Consider the following 20,807-nt stretch of genomic DNA (forward strand, 5'->3'; position numbering starts at 1 on the left):
CTTTCCGGTGGAGGGTGACGCGAGGAGGTGCAGCGGGAGAACGGAGACGGTGCGGGCGCTCAGAGTGCGCGCGCGATGCGGTGCCCGGACTCGACGTGGGAGCGCAGCTCACGGTCGTAGGCGGCGGTGTCGCCCACGTGCAGGTGCTCGGCCAGGAGTCGGTGCTCGTCGATGAGCCGACCGATGCTGGCGGGGTCGCGGGCGGCCACCCGGTGGACCAAACGCTCCAGCCGGGGGCCGAGCCTGGCGTAGATGTCGTCGATGACCCGGTTGCGGGTCTCGTCGACGATGCGGGAGTGGAAGCGATGGTCGGCGCGGGCGTAGGCGAGTAGGTCGCCCGCTGCGGCAGCATCCGATTGGGCCTGGATGAGTTCGCGCAGTTCGGTGGCCACTGCGTCGATGTGTTGCGGGCGCTCGCCGAGGAGTTGCACGGCCTTGGTCTCGAGCAGGATGCGCACCTGCAGCAGCTCTGCGGTCTCGTCGTCGTCGATGGCCGTCACGACGGCGCCCTTCTTGGGGAAGAGGCGGAGCAGGCCGGCGGATTCGAGCGCGAGGAATGCTTCCCGCACCGGAGTGCGGCTCAGACCGAGCGTCTGGGCGATGTCGCCCTCTGTGATCAGGCTGCTCGCGGCCAGGGCGCCGGAGATGATGGCGTCGGCCACGAAGGTGTAGGCGCGGTCGACCGCCGAGAGCACCGGGGTGCGGGCCTGATTCGGAGGGAGCATGACCCCATCGTACCGAGAAATGGCGCTGATAAATGCATCAATGGCTACAACAGTCTGCCCGAGTAGAGTTCAGGGGTCGACAAGCCCTGCCTGTGAACCCGAGTGAAAGAACGTGTGATGAGCGAACGAACCATTGTGATCACCGGCGCCAGCGACGGGATCGGCGCTGCCGCCGCACGGGCACTGAGCCAGGCCGGTGAACGGGTGGTTCTGGTCGGGCGCTCGCCGCAGAAGACCGAAGCCCTGGCCGCCGAACTCGGGGTCGATCACCACCTTGCGGATTTCACCCGACTGGACGACGTGCGCACCCTGGCCGCCGAACTTCTGCGGCGCTACCCGCGCATCGACGTGCTGGCCAACAACGCCGGCGGCATCATGGGTGACCGGCAGCTGACCGTCGACGGCCACGAAAAGACCCTGCAGGTGAACCACCTGGCGCCGTTCCTGCTCACCACCCTGCTGCTGGACCGCCTGGTCGCGAGCCATGCGACGGTGATCAACACCTCGAGCGCCGCCAACCGCTTCGGCCGGATCAACCTCGACGACCTCGAGAACGACCGCAAGTACTCGCCGAACAAGGCCTACGGCGATGCGAAGCTGGCCAACATCCTCTTCACCCGAGAGCTGCACCGGCGCTACAGCGGGCGGGGCCTCGTGACCGCCGCCTTCCACCCCGGCGTGGTAGCCACCAGTTTCTCCACCGATTCGACGAGCGTGATGCGGCTGGTCTATCAGACCGCGCTCAAGCGCTTGCTGATCAGCCCGGAGAAGGGCGCGGACACCCTGGTCTGGCTGGCCGGCACCGCCGCCGGCGTCGACTGGCAGTCCGGCGAGTACTACGAGAAGCGCCGGGTGCGATCCGCCAACAGCCAGGCTTCCGATGCCGGGCTCGCCACCGCGCTGTGGGAGCGCAGCGTCGACATGGTGGCGTCCGACCTCCTCCCGCAGGGGAGCGCCTCCTAGCCGGGAGCGCGGGTCAGCTGACCTTGGTCAGCGCCGTGAACGACATCGTGCCCGAGTAGCCGTTCTGGCAGGTCTGGTAGAGCAGGTCGAAGCCACGCGGCAGGTCGGCCGTGCTGTCCCGGTCGGCGTTGAGCATCGCCACGATGCCGTCGACCCGGTAGGTGCCGGCATGTTCGCCGGTGAGCGTGATCATGGTGCCGGCGTCGTCGGGGAAGTTCTTGCCGCCGCAGGACCAGTGCTCGGCGATGGTGGGCACGTTCTGGTAGTGCGCGGTCACGTCGACGGAGCCGATGCACTCGTCGAGTTCGGGCGTCCAGCCGGTGGCGTGCACGTTGTTGGTGTACCGCTCCCGCAGAATGCGATCCTGTTCGGCCTGCCAGTCCGCCATGGCCTGGGTGACGGCGGCCACCGGGGCGGCCAGCTCGCCGGCAATACCGTCCACCCCGGCGGCGGCACTGAAGTCGAAGGCCGAGAGTGTGCTCGCGCTCGTCCTGGCGCGGCCGCCCAGATCGAACAGGGCGGTGCTGACGGTTGACGCGTCCGCGGCGGTCTCGGCTGCCGTCAGTTCCTGGGCTGCGCCGGAGAGCCGGTCGGTGGCCGCGTCGATCGCCGTGGCCAGGTCGAGGCGCGGCTGATCGGTGAGCACCTTGCCGGCGCTGGCGTCGAATACGGCGATGGCGTCGTCGAGAGCGACCTCGCCGTCGGTGACCAGCTGGGCCGCGGCGGCCTGGTCGTTGCGGAAGGCGGCGGCGGCAAGATCGTAGGCTGCCTGCGCGGCCGACAGCGACACCGCGCGAACGACCAGGACCACGGCCAGGGCCACCACGAGCAGGCCGGCGAGGGCGATCAGCCGGGCCCGAGGGTTCGCCGTCCACCGCGCGCGCTCGGGCCGTAGCCGCCTTCTCTCGCCAGAAATTCCCGCCACCCCCGTTGTACTCGTGTCCCCTGTGTGAGGCACAGTTTACCGATCGGGTGTTTCGGGCGGGCAACAATTTGCGGGCGGATGCGGATCGCCGGAGTGGTTCTGGACGGACGCCCGCACTGCAGGCCACTATGTACCTCCATGACGGCACCCGGACTTCACATCGGCACCTCGGGCTGGAGCTACGACCACTGGGAGAACGTGCTCTATCCCGCCGGGCTGCCGCCGGCCAAGCGGCTGGCCTACTACGTAGGCAATTTCGACACCGTCGAACTCAACGCCAGCTTCTACCGCTGGCCGCGGTCCACCACCTTCGCGAGCTGGCACCAGCGCCTGCCGCCCGGCTTCCAGATGTCGGTCAAGGCTCCCCGAGGGCTCACCCACGCCAAGAAGCTCTACGACCCGGAGGTCTGGTCCGGACGCATCCAGGAGGGCTGGCACGAGCTCGGCGATCGCAGGGCTGTTCTGCTGGTGCCGCTGGCGCCCGGCCAGACCAGGGACGACGCCCGGCTGGACTACTTTCTCGGTGCGCTGCCGTGGTGGATGCGGGTGGCTGTCGAGCTGCGGCACGAGAGTTGGAACGACGACGCGGTCTTCGCGATCCTGGAACGGCACGGGGCGGCGTACTGCGTGATGAGCGGCGCCGGGCTGCCCTGCGTGCTGCGGGCAACGGCCCCGTTCGTGTACCTGCGGCTGCACGGGCCCGACCAGGAATTCCTCTACGGCGGATCGTATTCCGACGACGATCTGCGCTGGTGGGCCGACCGCATCCGCCAGTGGCAGGCGGACGGCCTGGAGGTGTTCGCCTATTTCAACAACGATGGCGGCGGCAATGCCGTGCGGAACGCCTGGACCCTGCGCCGCGAGCTCGGGGTGTGACGAAAGCACTCACAAGGCCCCTAGCGCCGGGGCGGATGGTGAGATATGGAAACCGCCCCCGTCGCGGCAACCGGGCGGGGCAACCTTACACAAAGCCCGATCACGATGAAATCCCGTGCATAGACTTGTGGCCCCGGACGCGTTCTGACGAGATCGGCGCGTCGATGAGGCACCCGCAGGTGGTGCGTTTCCCGACAGAGGTATCCATGTCCAACACCCTGACCGACATCGCGTCCAGTGTTATCGACGAACTCTCCGCCGTGCTCTCCAGCGCGCAGATCGTCACCGGAGCGCGCACCGAGAGTAACCGTCGTGACCAGTCAGAGGGCACCCCGAGCGGCGAGCCGCTGGCTGTACTCTTCCCGGCCAGCACCGAAGAAGTCGCCGCCGTGGTCACCATCGCCGCCGCTCACCGCATCCCGATCGTGCCGCAGGGCGCCCGCACCGGCCTGGCCGGCGGCGGCAACGCCATCGAGGGCGCGCTTGTGCTCAGCACCACCAAGCTGAAGAAGATCCTGTCGGTGGATGTCGCCAACCAGACCGCCACCGTGCAGGCCGGCGTGCGCACCATCGCCCTGGCCCGCGCCGCAGAGGCCGTCGACCTGTTCTACCCGCCGGACCCCGGCTCCTGGCGTGCCTCGACCATCGGCGGCAATGTGGCCACCAACGCCGGCGGCATGCTGTGCGTGAAGTACGGCGTCACCGGCAACTTCGTGCGGCAGCTGACCGTGGTGCTCGCCGACGGATCGATCGTGCACACCGGCCAGCGCACCATCAAGGGCGTCGCCGGTTACAACCTCACCGCCCTGTTGGTGGGCTCTGAGGGCACCCTCGGCATCATCACCGAGATCACCGTGGGCCTGCTGCCCAAGCCTGCCAGCCCATCCGGCGTCTCGGCGACCTTCACCCATCCAGCGGATGCCCTCGCCGCCGCCAACAGCATCATCGCCGGCGCCCGCCGGCCGAGCGTGCTCGAATTCCTCGATGGCGCCTGCATCGCCGCCATCAACGCCTACGACCCCGCCTCCACCCTGCCCGCCGGTGCCGGCGCCCTGCTGCTCGTGCAGTCGGACCAGCTCGGCCAGTCCAGGGAAGACGCCGAGGCCTACGCCGAGGTGCTGCGCGCGAACGGCGCCACCGATGTCGCCATCGCCCACGATGCCGAATCCCTCGAACGGTTAATGAGCGCCCGGCGTCTGCTGCACCCCGCGGTGCACTCCGCCCGCGGCGGCGCGCTCAACGAAGACGTCACGGTGCCGCGCTCCCAGCTCGGTGCCCTGCTCGACGGCCTGGCGGAGATCTCCCGGGAACTCGACGTGCCGATCAGCACCGGCGGTCACATCGGCGACGGAAATCTGCACCCGGTGATCGGCTACAACCCGGACGTGCCGGCCGAGATCGACGCGGCCCACGCCGCCTTCGCCCGCGTGATCGCCCTGGCCATCGCCCTGGGCGGTTCGGCCTCGGGGGAGCACGGCATCGGCGTGCTCAAGCGCGACCACCTCGACGACGAACTCGGCCCGGTGCTGCGCGACCTGCAGCGCAGGGTCAAGGCGGCGTTCGACCCGCACTCGCTCCTGAACCCCGGAAAGAAGCTCTAACTCCCGTTCACGGGTCCCGCCGGTCCCGACCCATCCGCTGGTCGAGCTTGTCGAGACCTCGTGAGTCGGTCTGCTCAACGTCCCCCACGTCCGTCACTGGGTCTCGACAAGCTCGACCAGCGAGGTGGCGCGTCCCATGGATTCGCTCACCGGGTCTCGGCGAGCTCCCATGCGCTGGTCGAGCCTGTCGAGATCTCGTGAGTCGGTCTGCTCAACGTCCCCCACGCCCGTCACTGGGTCTCGACGAGCTCGACCAGCGAGTGGCTCGTCCCGCGGATTCGCTCGCCGGGTCTCCTTCGACGGGCTCAGCACGAGTCGACGAGCTCGCCCGTGTGGCGGATGCGATGAATTGCGTGGTTAGACTCCCATTCGCGAACCGGGCGTCGTACTATCGCCAGTGGGCGTCAGCCGACGCCAGACAACGGCTACGGAGGTTCGCAGTGAGCATCAACGATGACGACATCACCACATCCGGTCTGGACCCGAACGAGGGCACGGCCGACGGCGGTGCCAACCCCGAGGGGCACGACGGCGGCGCAGACGGTACGGCCGATGCCGGCGAGGGCACCGCAGACGGCGGCGCCAACCCCAAGGGGCACGACGGCGGAGCCGACGGCTCGGCTGCGGAAGAAGGCGTCGCCGACGGCGGCGCGAACCGCGAAGGGCACGACGGCGGCGCCGACGGATCCGCCTGATGCGGGGCGACGAGCGCGGGTCGGGCGAGCGACCCGCGCTCGCGCGCCTACTCGCCATATCGCCGCATACCTTTGCGGCCGAATACTGGGCCGAACGGCCCCTGTTCACCCGGGCGAGCGAGTTGCCCCACACCTTCGGTGATCTCTTCTCCGCCGGAGCGGTCGATGAACTCGTCACCCGCCGGGCCCTGCGCACGCCGTTCGTGCGGATGGCCACAGAGGGCGCGGTGCTGAACGCCGCCCGGTTCACCGCGCCCGGCGGATTCGGCGCCGAGATCGCTGACCAGGTCAGCGCCGACAAGGTGCTCGACGAGTTCGCCGCCGGGGCGACCCTGGTGCTGCAGGGGCTACATCGCACCTGGACTCCGCTGGCCGAATACACCCGCCAACTCGTGGCCGACCTCGGCCATCCCGCGCAGGTCAACGCCTACATCACGCCGGCATCGGCCCGTGGCTTCGACCCGCACTATGACGTGCACGATGTCTTCGTGATCCAGATCGCGGGGGAGAAGCGCTGGCGCATCCACGCCCCGGTGCACCCCAGCCCGCTCCGCGACCAGCCCTGGGACGAGCACCGCGCCGCCGTCGCCCGGCAGGCCGAGAACACGCCGGAGATCGAGGAGACCTTCAGGCCCGGCGATGTGCTCTACCTGCCGCGGGGCTGGATCCATTCGGCCACGGCGCTCGGCGGCACCTCCATCCACCTCACCATCGGCGTCGCCGCCCTCACCCGGCACGATGTGCTGAAAGAGGTCCTGGCCACGGCCGCCCAGCACGAAGGCCTGCGCGCCGCCCTGCCCCTGGGCGTCGACTTCACCGACCCGGCCGTGGTGGCCGCCCTCGTGGCAGATGCCGTCGACGACCTGGCCCGATTCAGCCGGGACGATCCCGACCAGGCCGGGCAGGTGGCCAGACGGCTGGCCCGCCGGGTGCGCACCTCGACCCGGCCGGAGCCGATCGCGCCGCTGGCCACGATGGAAGGCGCCGCGGCCCTGCACGAAGCCACCACGGTGAGCCTGCGGCACGGCCTCGACGCCCGGATCGGAGACGCCGCCGACGGCCAGGTGGCCCTGGTCCTGCCGGGGAAGACGGTGACCCTGCCCGCCGAGGCAGCGGCCGCGCTCGACGCCGTGATCGTCGGCGACACCATCCGGGCCGGCGACCTGCCCGGACTCGACTCCGCCTCCTCGCTCGTGGTCGCCCGGCGCCTCGTGCGCGAGGGCGTCCTGGTCGTTCGGTGACCACGCCAGCGCCCGGCTGGTTGCCGTGCAGTGACCGGTCGGTGGAGCGCGACGATCCGCTGGCCGGCACCGCCGGGTACGGCGAACGCTGGTTCCTGGTCGAGATCGACGGGGCCTGGGGAGCGCACGCCTTTCTGCAATCGCAGCTCGACCCCGCCTTGGGCCGTGCCTTGGTCACCCGAATAGAAGGCGCCGGCATCCGCCCACTCGCCATCCGCCGCACCGGCCGGAAGGCGGACCAGCGCCGCGACCAGACGACGTGGCGTTGGGCGGCTGTCGACTCCAGGGTCGGTCACGAGTCGGTGCACTGGGGATCTGTCGACGATCCGGCCGACCTGCTTACCGTGCCCCTGGACGGCTCGACCGGAGTGCTGTCGACTGATCCCGTGATCTGCGTGTGCACGCACGCCCGGCACGACCAGTGCTGCGCCGTCAAGGGCCGTCCCGTGGTCACGGCACTGGCCAAGGCCTACCCGCGCGCGACCTGGGAGTGCTCGCACCTGGGCGGTGACAGGTTCGCGGCCACCTTCATCCTCTTTCCGCACGGCCTCTACTACGGGCGGGCGACGGGCGCGGATGCCCCGGGCATCGTGGACGCGTACCGGAACGGCCGGCTCGAACCGCGCTGGTTCCGCGGCCGCAGCTCACTGCCGAATGTGGTGCAGGCCGCCGCGGCATTCGCGCGCGCGGACCGCGGCGACAACCGGATCACCGCATTCGAATATCTGGCCTGGACCGAGGACGGGGGAGTGCACGAGGTGGACTTCAACCACGACGGCGAGCACCTCACCGTACGGCTGGGTGAGACCCTCTCGGCTCCGCTGCTGAGCACCTGCGCGGCCGTCACCGCACGCCCGGTGCGGGAGTTCGAATTGCTCGCCATCGACGTGAGGTAGACCTGCGGACAGCACCCCCAACTGGAGGTGAATCAGGGACTTAGGTCCCGGTTCCGGGAGTATGCAAAAGAGTAGTGTTCAAAACAGAGGGCGAACCACCGGCGCCGACGTAGTAGCTGGTACCTCGTGGTCTGCTCTTGTGGCCTGCTGTTGGGATCAACACTCAGTCAGCGGGAAAGCCTCGATCCTACAAGGAGAGCAAATCCATATGACCGTAACAGATGGCATCCGAAGCGACCAGCGCGGTCTCGCAGAACCCGGCCAGGCAGAATTCGTTGCCGGCCCGTGGCAAGACTCGATCAACCTGCGCGACTTCATCCAGCGCAACTACACGCCGTACACCGGCGACGCAAGCTTCCTCGAAGGCGCCACCGAGCGCACCACAGGCATTTGGGCCAAGCTGTCCGCGATGTTCCCGGTCGAGCGCGAGAAGGGCGTCTATGACATCGACGCCACGACGCCCTCGTCCATCACCGCGCACAAGCCCGGCTACATCGACAAGGACAACGAGGTCATCGTCGGCCTCCAGACCGACGCGCCCCTGAAGCGCGCGATCATGCCCTTCGGTGGCTGGCGTATGGTCGCCACCTCGCTCGAGACCTACGGTTACCCGGTCTCGCCCGAGCTGGAGACGATCTTCACCGACTACCGCAAGACCCACAACACGGCCGTGTTCGACGTCTACCCTCCCGGGGTCCGCCGCGCACGCAGCAGCCACCTGATCACGGGTCTGCCGGATGCCTACGGCCGCGGCCGTATCATCGGCGACTACCGTCGCGTGGCCCTGTACGGCATCGATGCACTCGTCGCCGGCAAGAAGAACGACCGCGCCGAGCTGGACATGGAGCCCTCGACCGAGGACATCATCCGTGCCCGCGAGGAGAACTCGGAGCAGATCCGGGCCCTCAAGGAACTCGCCCAGATGGCAGCCAGCTACGGCTCCGACATCACCAAGCCGGCCACCACCGCCCGCGAAGCCGTGCAGTGGCTGTACTTCGCCTACCTCGGTGCCGTCAAGGAGCAGAACGGTGCAGCAATGTCGTTCGGCCGCAACGCGGCCTTCCTCGACGCCTTCATCGAGCGCGACCTCAAGGCCGGCACGCTGACCGAGTCCGGTGCGCAGGAGCTCATCGATGACCTGGTCATCAAGCTGCGCATCGTACGCTTCCTCCGCACCCCGGAGTACGACGAGATCTTCGCCGGCGACCCCACCTGGGTCACCGAGTCGCTCGCCGGCATCGGTGAAGACGGCCGCCCGCTGGTCACCAAGACCGCGTTCCGCTTCCTGCAGACCCTCTACAACGTGGGCCCCGCACCCGAGCCGAACCTGACCGTGCTGTGGAGCGACAAGCTGCCCGAGGGCTTCAAGCGCTTCTGCGCCCAGGTCTCGATCGACACGTCGGCCATCCAGTACGAGTCCGACGACCTGATCCGCAACGAGATGGGTGACGACGCCGCGATCGCATGTTGCGTCTCCCCGATGCGGGTCGGCAAGCAGATGCAGTTCTTCGGAGCTCGCGTCAACGCCGTCAAGGCGCTCTTGTACTCCATCAACGGTGGCAAGGACGAGGTGTCCGGCAAGCAGATCGCCCCGGCCACCGCGCCGAACACCGACGAGATCCTCGACTACGAGACCGTGTTCCCGGCCTACCTCGAGACCCTCGAATGGCTTGCTGAGACCTACGTCACCGCGCTCAACTGCATCCACTACATGCACGACAAGTACGCGTACGAGCGCCTCGAAATGGCACTGCATGACAAGGAAATCATCCGCACCCTGGCCTGCGGCATCGCCGGCCTGAGCGTGGTTGCCGACTCGCTGTCCGCCATCAAGTACGCCACGGTCCGTCCGGTGCGCGACGAGACCGGCCTGGTTGTCGACTACACCGTCGAGGGCGAATTCCCCACCTTCGGCAACGACGACGACCGCGTCGACGTCATTGCGGTCGACGTCATGGAACGCTTCATGACCATGATCCGCAAGCACCCGACCTACCGCGACGCGATCCACACCCAGTCGATCCTGACGATCACGTCCAACGTGGTCTACGGCAAGGCCACCGGCAACACGCCCGATGGTCGCCGCAAGGGTGAGCCGTTCGCACCGGGTGCCAACCCGATGAACGGCCGCGACACGCACGGCATGCTCGCGTCGGCACTCAGCGTCGCGAAGCTCCCGTACAGTGAAGCGCAGGACGGCATCTCGCTGACCAACACGGTCGTTCCGAGCGGCCTGGGTCACACCAAGGACGAGCAGATCACCAGTCTGGTCGGCCTGCTCGACGCGTTCACGTCGGCGACGGGTTACCACCTGAACGTCAACGTGCTCAACAAGGAAACCCTTGAAGACGCCATGCTTCACCCGGAGAACTACCCGCAGCTGACGATTCGCGTCTCCGGCTACGCGGTGAACTTCGTTCGCCTCACCCGCGAGCAGCAGATGGATGTCATCAGCCGCACGTTCCACTCGCACTAAAGAAAATCCGCAACACATGACCGGCAACGCTAGGTAGGACGAGACCATGACCGCAATCAACCTCGGCTTCCCTAGCGTTGCCTGTCCCGTTGTCGAACTCGACGCCCACGTCGACCTCTCGGTCGACGTGGCCGACGGGGTCAGCGCCCTCAACGACGCTGACCGCAAGGCCGAGCTGCACACGCTCGAGATGAAGGCGATCCGCGAAGGCACCGTCGCCAGTGTGCACTCCTGGGAGCTCGTCACCGCAGTCGACGGCCCCGGCACCCGCATGACCCTCTTTCTTTCCGGCTGCCTGTTGCGCTGCCAGTACTGCCACAACCCCGATACCTGGAAGATGCGCGACGGGCTGGTCACCCCGATCGACGAGCTCACCGCCCGCATGAAGCGGTACCTGGGCGTCTTCAAGGCCACCAACGGCGGCCTGACCATTTCCGGCGGCGAACCGCTGATGCAGCCCGCGTTCGTGAAGCGGATGTTCGCCGAAGCCCACGCCCTCGGCGTGCACACCACCCTGGACACCTCCGGCTACCTCGGCAAGAGCGCCTCAGACGAACTCCTCGACAACGTCGACCTCGTACTTCTCGACGTGAAGTCCGGGCTTCCCGAGACCTACAAGAAGGTCACCGGCCGCGAACTCGCCCCGACCATCGCCTTCGGCGACCGGCTCGCCGAACGCAACATCCCGGTCTGGGTGCGCTTCGTGCTGGTACCCGGGCTCACCGACGCCGTCGAGAACGTCGAAGCCGTCGTGGACATCGTCACGTCCTGGCCGAATGTGCAGCGCGTCGAAGTGCTGCCCTTCCACCAGATGGGCGAAGACAAGTGGGATCGCCTGAGCATCCCCTACCCGCTGCACGGCGTGCACCCGCCGGAGAACGACCTGCTGGCCCGCGTGCGCGGCCAGTTCGAGGCCCGCGGCCTCACGGTCTTCTAAGCCGCGCTTCTCGGCCTCGGACCGGGTACCGGCCGGGGGCGGCGCGCTGAACAGTGCGTGAACGCGGAATCCCGATACAAGCCTTACGCATATAAATTTTCGCGCGTGGTTTTACGGCTTGATCAGTATTTTTAATGTTTCGAGTTCAAAGCACCGGGACTTTATACCCTGACTGGGAAAACCGGATGCTGCCAGACTGTGGTTATCTTCAGAATCACAACGAAAGGCAACATCGTGTCAACAGCAACCGTTCCGGCCACGGCCCTGAGCGCCACCAAAATCAAGGTAGTCAAGCTCATCGGCTGGGCTGGAATCCTCGGTGCAATCGTCATGATCATCGGCGGCGGCGTCGTCTGGGGCATCGTGAGCTCGCAGCTCGCTGCCGAGAACATCACCGTGTCCGAAGACGCCGAGTTCCTCGCCGGCGCTCCGGTGGTCGGTCCGTTCTCCGCTTACGCGCAGGCGACCATCATCAACCACCACGCCCTCGAGATGGCCGACAACAAGACCTACGCCGAGCTCGAGCAGGATGACCCGCTGCGCGCGACCGTCATGAACGCCTCGTTCCTGCGCACCTCGCTCTTCACCTCAGTGGTGTCGTTCGGTGTCTCGGCCTTCGCCATCGGCATGGGCGTTCTGTCCGGCCTCTTCGGCTGGGCTCTCCTGACCCTCGCTCCGGCCTGGCCCAAGAAGATCACCGCAACGGGTACCGTCGCGTAACCTGCGTTCTCGCACTACCTGCACCATCCGAAACGACCCGGCAGCACCCGCCGCCGGGTCGTTTCTGTGTGCCAGGACAGGGGCGAGTGACGCGAGCTACGTTTTTCGGTCCGTGACGATTTGCGCAAGTTCGACGACGACGTGCTCAACTGGCCCTAGTGTGATCGAAGGCGGCCGTTTCACGGCCCCGAAATCGTGGCCGTAGATCTGCCTGGGGGAACAATGAGCGCGCATCTGTCGTCACGCTTGCGGCGTGCACTGACGGCCCTGGCCCTGACCGCGGTTCTGGTCGGCGGCGCCGTCGCGACGCCCGCGAGTGCTGCCGTGCCCGCCGCCACGACAGCGGCGCCCGGCTGGCTGCACACCTCCGGTGGCCGCATCGTGACGGCGTCCGGCGCCCCCTATGTGATCAAGGGCATCTCCTGGTTCGGGATGGAGACGTCGAACTGCGCCCCGCACGGACTCTGGACCATCTCCCTGGCCGCCGGCCTGGCCCAGATCAGGTCGATGGGCTTCACCACCGTGCGGGTGCCTTTCTCCAACGAATGCCTGGCTGCCGGCGCCACCAGCTCGATCAACTACTCGGTGAATCCCGACCTGGCAGGCAAGACGCCGCAGCAGGTGCTCGACGTCGTGATCACCAAGGCCGCCGCAGCCGGGCTCAACGTGATCCTGGACCGGCATCGCCCCGACTCCGGTTCGCAGTCCGAACTCTGGTACACCTCGCAGTACAGCGAGGCCCGCTGGATCGCCGACTGGAGGGCCCTGGCCACCCGGTACAAGACCAACTCCACCGTGATCGGTGTCGACCTGCACAACGAGCCGCACGGCCAGGCCTGCTGGGGCTGCGGCAACCCGGCCACCGACTGGCAGGCCGCGGCCACCCGCGGCGGCAACGCGGTGCTCGCGGTCAACCCCAAACTCCTCATCCTGGTGGAGGGCATCGAGAACCAGTCCGGCGGCACCTCCACCTGGTGGGGTGGGGGACTCAGCGGAGTGGCCGCAAAGCCCGTCACCCTCAAGGTCGCCCACCAGGTGGTCTACTCGCCGCATGACTACCCGGCCTCCGTCTACTACCAGAAATGGTTCAGTGCCTCGAACTACCCGGCCAACCTGACCGCGGTGTGGGACGCCAACTGGGGCTACATCAGCAAGAAGGGCATCGCTCCCGTGCTGGTGGGGGAGTTCGGCAGCAAGTTGGAGACAACGTCTGACAAGCAATGGATGAGCGCGCTCGTGAGCTATCTCGGCACGAACAAGACGAGCTTCGCCTACTGGTCGTTCAACCCCAACAGCGGCGACACCGGTGGAATCGTCGCCGACGACTGGGTTACCCCGCAGGCCGCCAAACTCGCCGCCATCAAGCCGCTGCTGGCTGGCACGGTGCCGCCGGTGTCACCGACCCCGAAGCCGACCGCGACAGCGACGCCTAAGCCGACAGCAACGCCCAAGCCGACAGCAACGGCCACGCCGAAGCCGACAGCGACGCCGAAGCCCACCGCCACGCCCAAGCCGACCGCGACACCTACCCCGACCGCGACTCCTCGGCCCACCGGGGCAGGCGCCACAGCCAGCTGGAAGTTGCAGAACTCCTGGGGCGAGGGCTACGTCGCCGACGTTCTCATCGCCGGCACCACCGGGGTGAAAGGCTGGACTGTGACCTGGCCCGACACCAAGGCCACGAGCATCGTGAACGCCTGGGGAATGAGCTGCACCGTCAAGGCGAAGATCTCGATCACCTGCACCGGCGCCGACTGGGCCGGACCGGTTGCGCCCGGCCAGACCGTGCGCGTTGGCCTCCAGGTCGCCGCGAGTGGCGCTCCGACCACTCCGAAGTTGACTCTCACCACCAAGTAGTGGGGCACGACCAAGTAGTCGGGCCTAGTCGGTGATGGTGATAGTGCCGTCGGCCGAGACCGGGAAGCCCGGCGCGAAGGCCGCCTCCCACAGATGCCCGTCGGGGTCGGCGAAGTAGCCCGAGTAGCCGCCCCACACGGCGCGCTCAGCCGGTTTCACCAGCCGGGCCCCGGTGGCGACAGCGTGAGCGAGCGCCGCATCCACTTCATCCTCTGTACCGAAGTTGAGGGCCAGCGTGATTCCCCGGTACTCGGCGGGGGCGGAGGGCGCCAGTCCGATGTCTGCCGCGAGCTCGTCGTATCCGAACAGGCCGATCCAGGTACCGGAGGTGCGAAACCAGGTGATGCCGGCCGACGGATCGCCGCGCTGCTCCCAGCCGAGCCCGGAGTAGAAGGCCATGGAGCGGCCCAGGTCGGCCACACCGAGGGTGACGATGGTGAAGTTCGGTTCGATGCCCATGCGGAGCTCCAGTCCTGTCGTTCTGCCGGTCAGTACTCTGTTGCGCCTTCGGTGTCTTCGCCCCAGCTCACGATGCGCGGGGGCAGCGGATACTCGTGGGTACCGTTCGCAGCCAGGATCTCGATGCTCGCCACGCGAGGAGCGGTGGCGCCGGCCTGGCTGACGAACCATCCGCCGACCAGCACCACGTCGCTGACGGTGGAGGCGACACTCACTCCGGTGACAGTGAACGGGCCGTAGGCCGGATCGATGAAGCGCACCGAGATCAGGTCGCCGTGCTGCACCTCCGGGGCTGTCTGCCCGGATTCGGCGAGGAGGGGTACGACGGGCGCGGGTTCGGTCTCGGCGGTGGCTTCGTCGGTCTCACCGAGCACAAGCTCGGGTTCCGGTTGCAACGCCTGCAGCGACTTGTGCGGCTTGAGGTTCTGCTCGATGGAACGTCCGCCCACCGTGAGGGTCTTCACGGACGCCGAGATGAACGCCGTGCCGTCGATGGTGAAGGCGCCGTAGCGCTTAGTGAGGAACATCGCACTGACGTTGGTGCCGGACTTCAGCGAAGCGATCGCATCGGTCAGCACCTTGACGTTGCGTCTGGTGGGCACATTGGGGATTGCGGGACCGGCCATCCTCCAACTCTATCCGCGAACATCTGAGGCTCGATCGCGCAAGCCCCTTGCGCGACGCGGCCTGCCGGAATTGAGTGGTGGTTCGTTGGCGGGAATCGTCGGAAGTCGAAAACGTGATGGCGGGTAACGGCACAAATGGAATGAACGGGACCGGAGTGACCGAACAGCGGTCGTTCGGTGGCGTGCTCGGCGGGGTCCTCGGCCTGGTCGCGGCGAGTGCGGTCGCGGGGTTGCTCGTGACCGTCGGCCTCACCCCCGTGCTCGCCCTCAGCGGCCTCACCGCCACCAACACCATCAATGCGTTCGAGACCCTGCCGGACTACCTCGCCATCGAACCGCTGTCCCAGCGCAGCAGCATCTACGCCACGGCCTCGGACGGCACGCCGGTGTTGCTGGCCACTCTGTACGACCAGAATCGCATCGAGGTGGGCTGGGACGACATCGGACAGAACGTGAAGGATGCCGCGATCGCGGGCGAGGATCCCCGCTTCTACGAACACGGCGGCGTCGATATCCAGGGCACGGTGCGCGGCGCCCTCACCACGGTGCTGAACGGCACCGTGCAGGGCGGATCGTCGATCACCCAGCAATACGTGAAGAACGTGCTGGTGCAGAAGTGCGAGCTGCTGCCGACCGAAGCCGAGATCGCGGACTGTTACGACCAGGCCACGGTCACCACCGCATCCCGCAAGCTCAAGGAGATGCGCCTGGCGATCGGGGTGGAGAAGTCGTACTCGAAGAACGAGATCCTGCGCCAATACCTCAACATCACCGGCTTCGGCGGCCGGGTGTACGGCATCGAGGCCGCCGCGAACTACTACTTCAACACCTCGGCGTCGGCCCTCACGGCCGCCCAGGCAGCCAGTCTCGTCGCAGTGGTCAACAACCCCGACAAATTCCGGCTCGACCGGCCCGAGAGTGAGACGAACGGGGTGGCCAACGGCTATCTGGACAACAAGCAGCGTCGCGACTACATCCTGGGCGCCATGCTCACGTACCAGAAGATCACTCCCGCCGAGTACGACGAGGCGGTGGCTTCCCCCGTGCAGCCGAGTATCCACGAGCCCAGCACGGGCTGTCAGACCGCCCTGGCGGATGCCTTCTTCTGCGACTATGTCGTGCACGTGCTGGCCAGCGACCCGGTCTTCGGCGCCGACGAGGAGACCAGGATCAAGAACATCCGCCGCGGCGGATTCGAGGTGTATACGACCCTCGACCTCGACCTGCAGCACGCGGCGGTGACCACCCTGAACGAGAATGTGCCCAAGTCGGTGGCCGGTTGGGATGTGGGCGCCGTGGTCAGCAGCGTGCAGGTGGGCAGCGGCCGCGTGCTCGCGATGGCACAGAACAAGGACTACAGCCAGGATCCGGCGGTGCAGGCCACCGGCAACAACTGGACGAGCGTGAACTACAACACCGACTTCGCCTACGGCGGTTCGCGGGGATTCCAGCCTGGGTCGACCTACAAGGTGTTCACCCTGGCGCAATGGCTGGAGAGCGGCCACTCGTTGCGGGAACGGGTCGATTCCGCCCCCAAGTCCCGCTGGGGAACATTCCAGGACCGGTGTCTCGGGCCGCAGAATTACGACGCTGAAGGCTGGAGCCCGAAGAACGACGCCAACGAGTCCGGCCGCAACTACAGCGCACTCGAATCAACCGTTCGGTCGATCAACACCGGTTACATCGGCATGGCCAAACGGCTCGACCTCTGCGATATCCGCACGAGGGCCGAAGCGTTCGGCATGCACAGAGCGGATGGCGACCCTCTGAGCCAGAGCGCTGCCGCCGTGATCGGCACGAACGAGGTGGCGCCGCTGAGCCTGGCCGTGGCCTTCGCGGGCATCGCCAACAACGGCGTCACCTGCAGTCCCATCGTGATCGACCGGATGCTCGACTCCGCCGGCGCCGAGGTGCTGGTTCCCGCCAGCCAGTGCACTCAATCGGTGTCGCCGGAGACCGACCGGCAGATGGTTGCCGCCCTCGGCCAAGTGATGACCGGGGGCACGGCGACGCAGTCGAACTCTGCAACCAGCCCCAAGGTGCAGATGATCGGCAAGACCGGAACGACAGACGGCGCCAAGGACACCTGGATGAGCGGGGCGAGCAGCCGGGTCGCGACCGTGGTCGGGGTGGTCAGCGTGACCGGCGACGCCAACCAACGCGCGATGCGATTCGACAGCGGTCCTGTCGCCACCGCGAGACACCGGATGTGGCCCGATGTGATGTCGGTGGCCAACGCGAAGTACGGCGGAGAACCGTTTGTGGGGCCGGTGGCCCCCGACCCGTCGGACGACGACGAGAACGACAACGACAACGACGACGAGAACGACAACAATGACGGCAACAACGACGACGACCAGGGCCCCGATCAGAATGACGACACCGACGACGGCAACTTCTAGCCGGTACGGGTAGACCAGAGGTCGAATTCGGCCGTGCCGGCGCCGGGGCGACGCTCGGCCTGACGTTGCACTGCCGCTGATCCGGGCGCAGTGCCGGGACCGGTGCCGGTCACGGTGCCGGCCAGCTCGGCCTTCGCCGCCGCTGCGAGAGCCCTGGCACGGTTCTTGGCCACGGTCACCAGGTCCCACATGCCGTCGCCGGTCACCGAGACGCCGCGGGCGCCGGAGCGCCGGGTGCGGCCGCGCACCAGCATGAGTTCGGTCTGGAACACTCCGCTGCCGATGCTCTCCTGCGCGTCATGGAAGAACACCACGTTCGCGACCGGCCCGGTGCCGTCGTCCAGGCTCACGAACACCACCCGGCGCCCGCCCCGCATCGGCGGGGTGTTCGTGGCCCGGCGCACCCCGGCCAGCAGCACCTCGGTGCCGCCCGGCAGGGTTGCCAACTGCGACGCCGGGGTGACCCCGAGCTCGGCGAACAGCGGATAGTACTTGCGCATCCGGTGCCCGGACACGGCCAGCCCGGTGTCGAGAAGTTCGAGGTCCGACTGGGTGCGCCCGCGCAGCTGCAGCGAAGTGACGGTATCAAACCGGGCGCCCTCGTAATCCAGTACCGGCAGTGGCACCTCGAATGCCAGCTGGTCGTCGGTGATCGAGATGGCGGTGCCGCGCAACGACTGGATGTGCGCGAGCAGCTCGTGCCGCCTGGTGCGGTCGTGGTCGATGAAGCTGTCGAGCGCCCCGATGCGGGCGAGGGCCTCGAAGGTGCGCCGGCGGGGGCGCACCCGGTCGCGAAAATCCTGCAGCGACGTGAACGGCTGGTGGCGCACGATACGGGCGCGCTCGGCGTCGCTCGAGCCCGAGAGCTCCGGCAGGGGCATCCGGATGCCCTGGCCCTCGCCGTGCGACTCCACCCGGTAGTCCAGGGCGCTGCGTTGCACATCGAGGCCGAGCACGGGAACACCGAGCACCCTGGCCTCGGCCACGAGCAGGTCCTTGGGCCACATGCCCGGGTCGTGGGTGAGCAGGCCGGCCAGGAACGCGGCCGGGTGGTGGGTCTTGAGCCAGGCGGACTGGTAGGTGGGCAGCGCGAACGCCGCACCGTGCGCCTTGGCGAAACCGAAACTGCCGAACCCGGCCAGCACGGTCCAGACCCGGCTGATGGTGGCGTCGTCGAACCCGCGGGCGAGGGCGTTCTCGCGCACGTAAGCCTCGATCTGCGGCAGCTGGTCCGGCCGGCCGAGGTGCCGGCGCAGCACGTCGGCGTGGCCGAGGCCGCAGCCGGTGAGCTCGTCGAACAGTCGCATAACCTGCTCGTGGAAGATCACCACGCCCTTGGTCTCGCGCAGGATCGGCTCGAAGCGGGGATGGATGTAGTCCGGAGCGACCTCGCCGTGCCTGGCCTCGAGGTAGCGCAGCGGCATGTTGTTCTTCATCGGCCCGGGCCGGAACAGCGAGATCTCCACGGTGAGGTCGTTGAACTCTTCGGGTTGCAGCTTGCCCACCAGCTCCATCTGGCCGGGCGATTCGATCTGGAAGATCCCCAGGGTGCGGGTGGACCGGATCAGCTCGAACGTGGCCGGGTCGTCCAGCGGCACCCGGTCCAGGTCAATGTGCTCACCGGTGAGCCGGCGGTGCTCCTCCACGGCATGGGCCATCGCCGACTGCATGCGGACCCCGAGGATGTCGAGCTTGATCAGCCCCATCGGGTCCATGTCGTGCTTGTCGAACTGCGACATCGGCAGGCCCATCCCCGACACCTGCACCGGGGTGCGGTCCAGCAGCGAGGCGTCGGAGAGGATCACCCCGCACGGGTGCACCGAGATGTGCCGGGGCAGGCGGTCGAGCCTGGCGGTGAGATCCACCAGCAGGTCGAGTTGGGACGACTCGCGCACCTCGGCGGCGAGGTCCTCGAGTTCGGGCTTCTCAGCCAGCGCGGCCCGGAAGTCGCGGGCATTGAACCGCCACATCTGCTTGGCGATCGCGGCCACCTCGGTGTCGGGCATGCCGAGGGCGAGGCCGGCGTCGCGTACCGCACCGCGACCGCGATAGGCATTCGTCATCGACATCAGCGAGACCCTGTCGCCGCCGAACGTCTCGAACACCGCGCGGTAGATGTCGTGCCGCCTGGCCGACTCGACATCGAGGTCGATATCGGGCAGGGTCTGGCGTTCGGGGGAGAGGAAGCGTTCCCAGAGCAGGCCATTGCCGATCGGCTCGACCGAAGAGGTGTGCAGGGCATAGTTGAGCACCGAGCCGACGCCGGAGCCGCGGGCCTGAATACGGATGCCCATGCCGCGCACGAGGTCGGCCACCTTCGCCACGGTGAGGAAGTAGCTGGCGAAACCGAGGGAGCGCACCGTCGCCATCTCGTGGGCGAGCCTGTCGTGCGCGGCGGTCAGCGCCCCTCGCCCCGCGTCGCCGTATCTCTCGTCGATGCCGTGTCGCGCCCTGGCCCAGAGCTCGGTGAGCGGGTCGCCGGTGATGCCGATCACGCTCGCCTCTGGCATCCGCGGTCGGCCGAGCCCGATGTCGCCGACGGGATCGAGCGCGCACCGCTCGGCGAGTTCGATGGTGTCGCGCAGCAGCCGGGCCAGCGCGCCGTCGTTGTGCGTTCCGGCGTCAACGACCATGCGAGCGACCTGCCGCATCGCGGCGGCCGGTTTCAGCCAGGCCTGCCCGTTCAGCTGGATCTGGTCGAGCTGCGCTAGCGGGGTGAGGTGCCTGGCGGCATCGGCCAGGTCGGCCGTCACGGCCTCGTCTGGCGTGCCGTAGCGCACCGCGTTGGTCAGCACGGCCGGCAGCTGGGCGTATTCGGCCAGCGCGAGCATGCGGGTGGCCGGAGCGACGCTGCCGGGAGTGCCGGGTTCGGTGAGGTGGCACACCACCTCCAGGGCGAGGGCGCCAGGCGGCAGCAGGCGCAGCCAGTCGGCCAGGCCCGCCCTGGCGGCGGCCGTGTCCCGGCGCTCCACGGCCTGGCCCACGTCACTGGCCGGGCCGAGCAGAACGGTCAGCGAACTGAGCCCGGCCAGCTGGGCCAGCCGGCCACGCGGGACGCTCGGGGTGTGACCCTGCACCCGCACTGTGGTCTCGTGGGCGCTGGAGACGGCCCGGCAGAGCGCCGCGTAGCCGCGCCCGGCGGTGTCACCGTGGGCGAGCACCACCACCCGGCCGAGCGGGGCGAGAGTGTCATCATCGTGCACCTCGAGGTCGGCGCCGAGTCCGGGGCGGATGCCGGCGGCGACACACGCCCGCACGTGCTTGACCGCGCCGTACAGCCCGTCGCGGTCGGTGACGGCCAGGAAGCTCGCCCCGTCGGCGGCGGCCTGCTCGGCCAGCGCCTCCGGCAGGGTGGCGCCGAAATGCGTCGAATACGCGCTGGCGACGTGCAGGTGCGGAAAAGACACG

General features: G+C 68.0%; 16 protein-coding genes. 11 read left to right on the forward strand and 5 right to left on the reverse strand.

Going from position 1 to position 20,807, the window contains the following annotated elements; translation table 11 throughout:
• Positions 1 to 59 precede the first annotated feature (59 nt).
• A complete protein-coding gene (locus tag CTB96_RS11235) occupies positions 60 to 725 on the reverse strand; it encodes a GntR family transcriptional regulator (RefSeq protein ID WP_110126997.1) in 666 nt (221 codons plus the stop codon).
• Positions 726 to 842: 117 nt separating this feature from the next.
• Between CTB96_RS11235 and CTB96_RS11240 the strand changes: the two genes are divergently transcribed.
• A complete protein-coding gene (locus CTB96_RS11240) occupies positions 843 to 1,688 on the forward strand; it encodes an SDR family NAD(P)-dependent oxidoreductase (RefSeq protein ID WP_110126998.1) in 846 nt (281 codons plus the stop codon).
• A 13-nt stretch (positions 1,689 to 1,701) separates the two neighbouring features.
• Here the strand turns inward: CTB96_RS11240 and CTB96_RS11245 are convergent, their stop codons facing one another.
• A complete protein-coding gene (locus CTB96_RS11245) occupies positions 1,702 to 2,613 on the reverse strand; it encodes a hypothetical protein (RefSeq protein WP_146215802.1) in 912 nt (303 codons plus the stop codon).
• A gap of 138 nt (positions 2,614 to 2,751) precedes the next feature.
• Here CTB96_RS11245 and CTB96_RS11250 point away from each other — a divergent pair, with 138 nt between their 5' ends.
• The 9 genes from CTB96_RS11250 to CTB96_RS11290 all read left to right on the forward strand — a co-directional run bounded on the left by CTB96_RS11250 (position 2,752) and on the right by CTB96_RS11290 (position 13,912).
• The gene (locus tag CTB96_RS11250) at positions 2,752 to 3,489 is read left to right on the forward strand and encodes a DUF72 domain-containing protein (protein ID WP_110127000.1); all 738 of its coding nucleotides are present in this window, start codon (positions 2,752 to 2,754) and stop codon (positions 3,487 to 3,489) included.
• 206 nt (positions 3,490 to 3,695) lie between these two features.
• The gene (locus CTB96_RS11255) at positions 3,696 to 5,090 is read left to right on the forward strand and encodes an FAD-binding oxidoreductase (RefSeq protein WP_110127001.1); all 1,395 of its coding nucleotides are present in this window, start codon (positions 3,696 to 3,698) and stop codon (positions 5,088 to 5,090) included.
• A gap of 440 nt (positions 5,091 to 5,530) precedes the next feature.
• Complete coding sequence (locus CTB96_RS11260) at positions 5,531 to 5,785, forward strand: BatC protein (protein WP_110127002.1); 255 nt, start codon at positions 5,531 to 5,533, stop codon at positions 5,783 to 5,785.
• The gene (locus tag CTB96_RS11265) at positions 5,785 to 7,026 is read left to right on the forward strand and encodes a cupin domain-containing protein (protein WP_110127003.1); all 1,242 of its coding nucleotides are present in this window, start codon (positions 5,785 to 5,787) and stop codon (positions 7,024 to 7,026) included. The genes CTB96_RS11260 and CTB96_RS11265 overlap by 1 nt, the downstream gene beginning before the upstream one ends.
• Complete coding sequence (locus CTB96_RS11270; RefSeq protein WP_181397237.1) at positions 7,023 to 7,922, forward strand: ferredoxin family protein; 900 nt, start codon at positions 7,023 to 7,025, stop codon at positions 7,920 to 7,922. The genes CTB96_RS11265 and CTB96_RS11270 overlap by 4 nt, the downstream gene beginning before the upstream one ends.
• A gap of 208 nt (positions 7,923 to 8,130) precedes the next feature.
• Positions 8,131 to 10,398: a formate C-acetyltransferase gene (gene pflB / locus CTB96_RS11275; protein WP_110127004.1), complete on the forward strand. Its 2,268-nt coding sequence runs from the start codon at positions 8,131 to 8,133 to the stop codon at positions 10,396 to 10,398.
• Positions 10,399 to 10,444: 46 nt separating this feature from the next.
• Complete coding sequence (pflA, locus tag CTB96_RS11280) at positions 10,445 to 11,335, forward strand: pyruvate formate-lyase-activating protein (protein WP_110127005.1); 891 nt, start codon at positions 10,445 to 10,447, stop codon at positions 11,333 to 11,335.
• 234 nt (positions 11,336 to 11,569) lie between these two features.
• The gene (locus CTB96_RS11285) at positions 11,570 to 12,055 is read left to right on the forward strand and encodes an aromatic ring-opening dioxygenase LigA (RefSeq protein ID WP_110128441.1); all 486 of its coding nucleotides are present in this window, start codon (positions 11,570 to 11,572) and stop codon (positions 12,053 to 12,055) included.
• Positions 12,056 to 12,277: 222 nt separating this feature from the next.
• Positions 12,278 to 13,912 carry a cellulase family glycosylhydrolase gene (locus tag CTB96_RS11290; protein WP_110127006.1) on the forward strand — a complete coding sequence of 545 codons (1,635 nt, stop codon included), beginning with the start codon at positions 12,278 to 12,280 and terminating at the stop codon, positions 13,910 to 13,912.
• Between the two features lie 24 nt (positions 13,913 to 13,936).
• Here the strand turns inward: CTB96_RS11290 and CTB96_RS11295 are convergent, their stop codons facing one another.
• Together CTB96_RS11295 and CTB96_RS11300 are read right to left on the reverse strand one after the other, a co-directional pair.
• Complete coding sequence (locus tag CTB96_RS11295; RefSeq protein WP_110127007.1) at positions 13,937 to 14,371, reverse strand: VOC family protein; 435 nt, start codon at positions 14,369 to 14,371, stop codon at positions 13,937 to 13,939.
• A gap of 29 nt (positions 14,372 to 14,400) precedes the next feature.
• Positions 14,401 to 14,997 carry a hypothetical protein gene (locus tag CTB96_RS11300; protein WP_110127008.1) on the reverse strand — a complete coding sequence of 199 codons (597 nt, stop codon included), beginning with the start codon at positions 14,995 to 14,997 and terminating at the stop codon, positions 14,401 to 14,403.
• A gap of 140 nt (positions 14,998 to 15,137) precedes the next feature.
• Between CTB96_RS11300 and CTB96_RS11305 the strand changes: the two genes are divergently transcribed.
• Entirely contained in the window at positions 15,138 to 17,399 is a 2,262-nt protein-coding gene (locus CTB96_RS11305; RefSeq protein ID WP_110127009.1) for a transglycosylase domain-containing protein, read from the forward strand.
• On the opposite strand, the gene CTB96_RS11310 is transcribed toward CTB96_RS11305, so the two are convergent.
• On the reverse strand, positions 17,396 to 20,806 hold the full coding sequence (locus CTB96_RS11310) for a DNA polymerase III subunit alpha (RefSeq protein WP_181397238.1): 3,411 nt from the start codon (positions 20,804 to 20,806) through the stop codon (positions 17,396 to 17,398). The genes CTB96_RS11305 and CTB96_RS11310 overlap by 4 nt on opposite strands.
• Position 20,807 lies beyond the last annotated feature (1 nt).

Source organism: Cryobacterium arcticum, from assembly GCF_003185895.1.
GTDB classification, from domain to species: Bacteria; Actinomycetota; Actinomycetes; order Actinomycetales; family Microbacteriaceae; genus Cryobacterium; species Cryobacterium arcticum.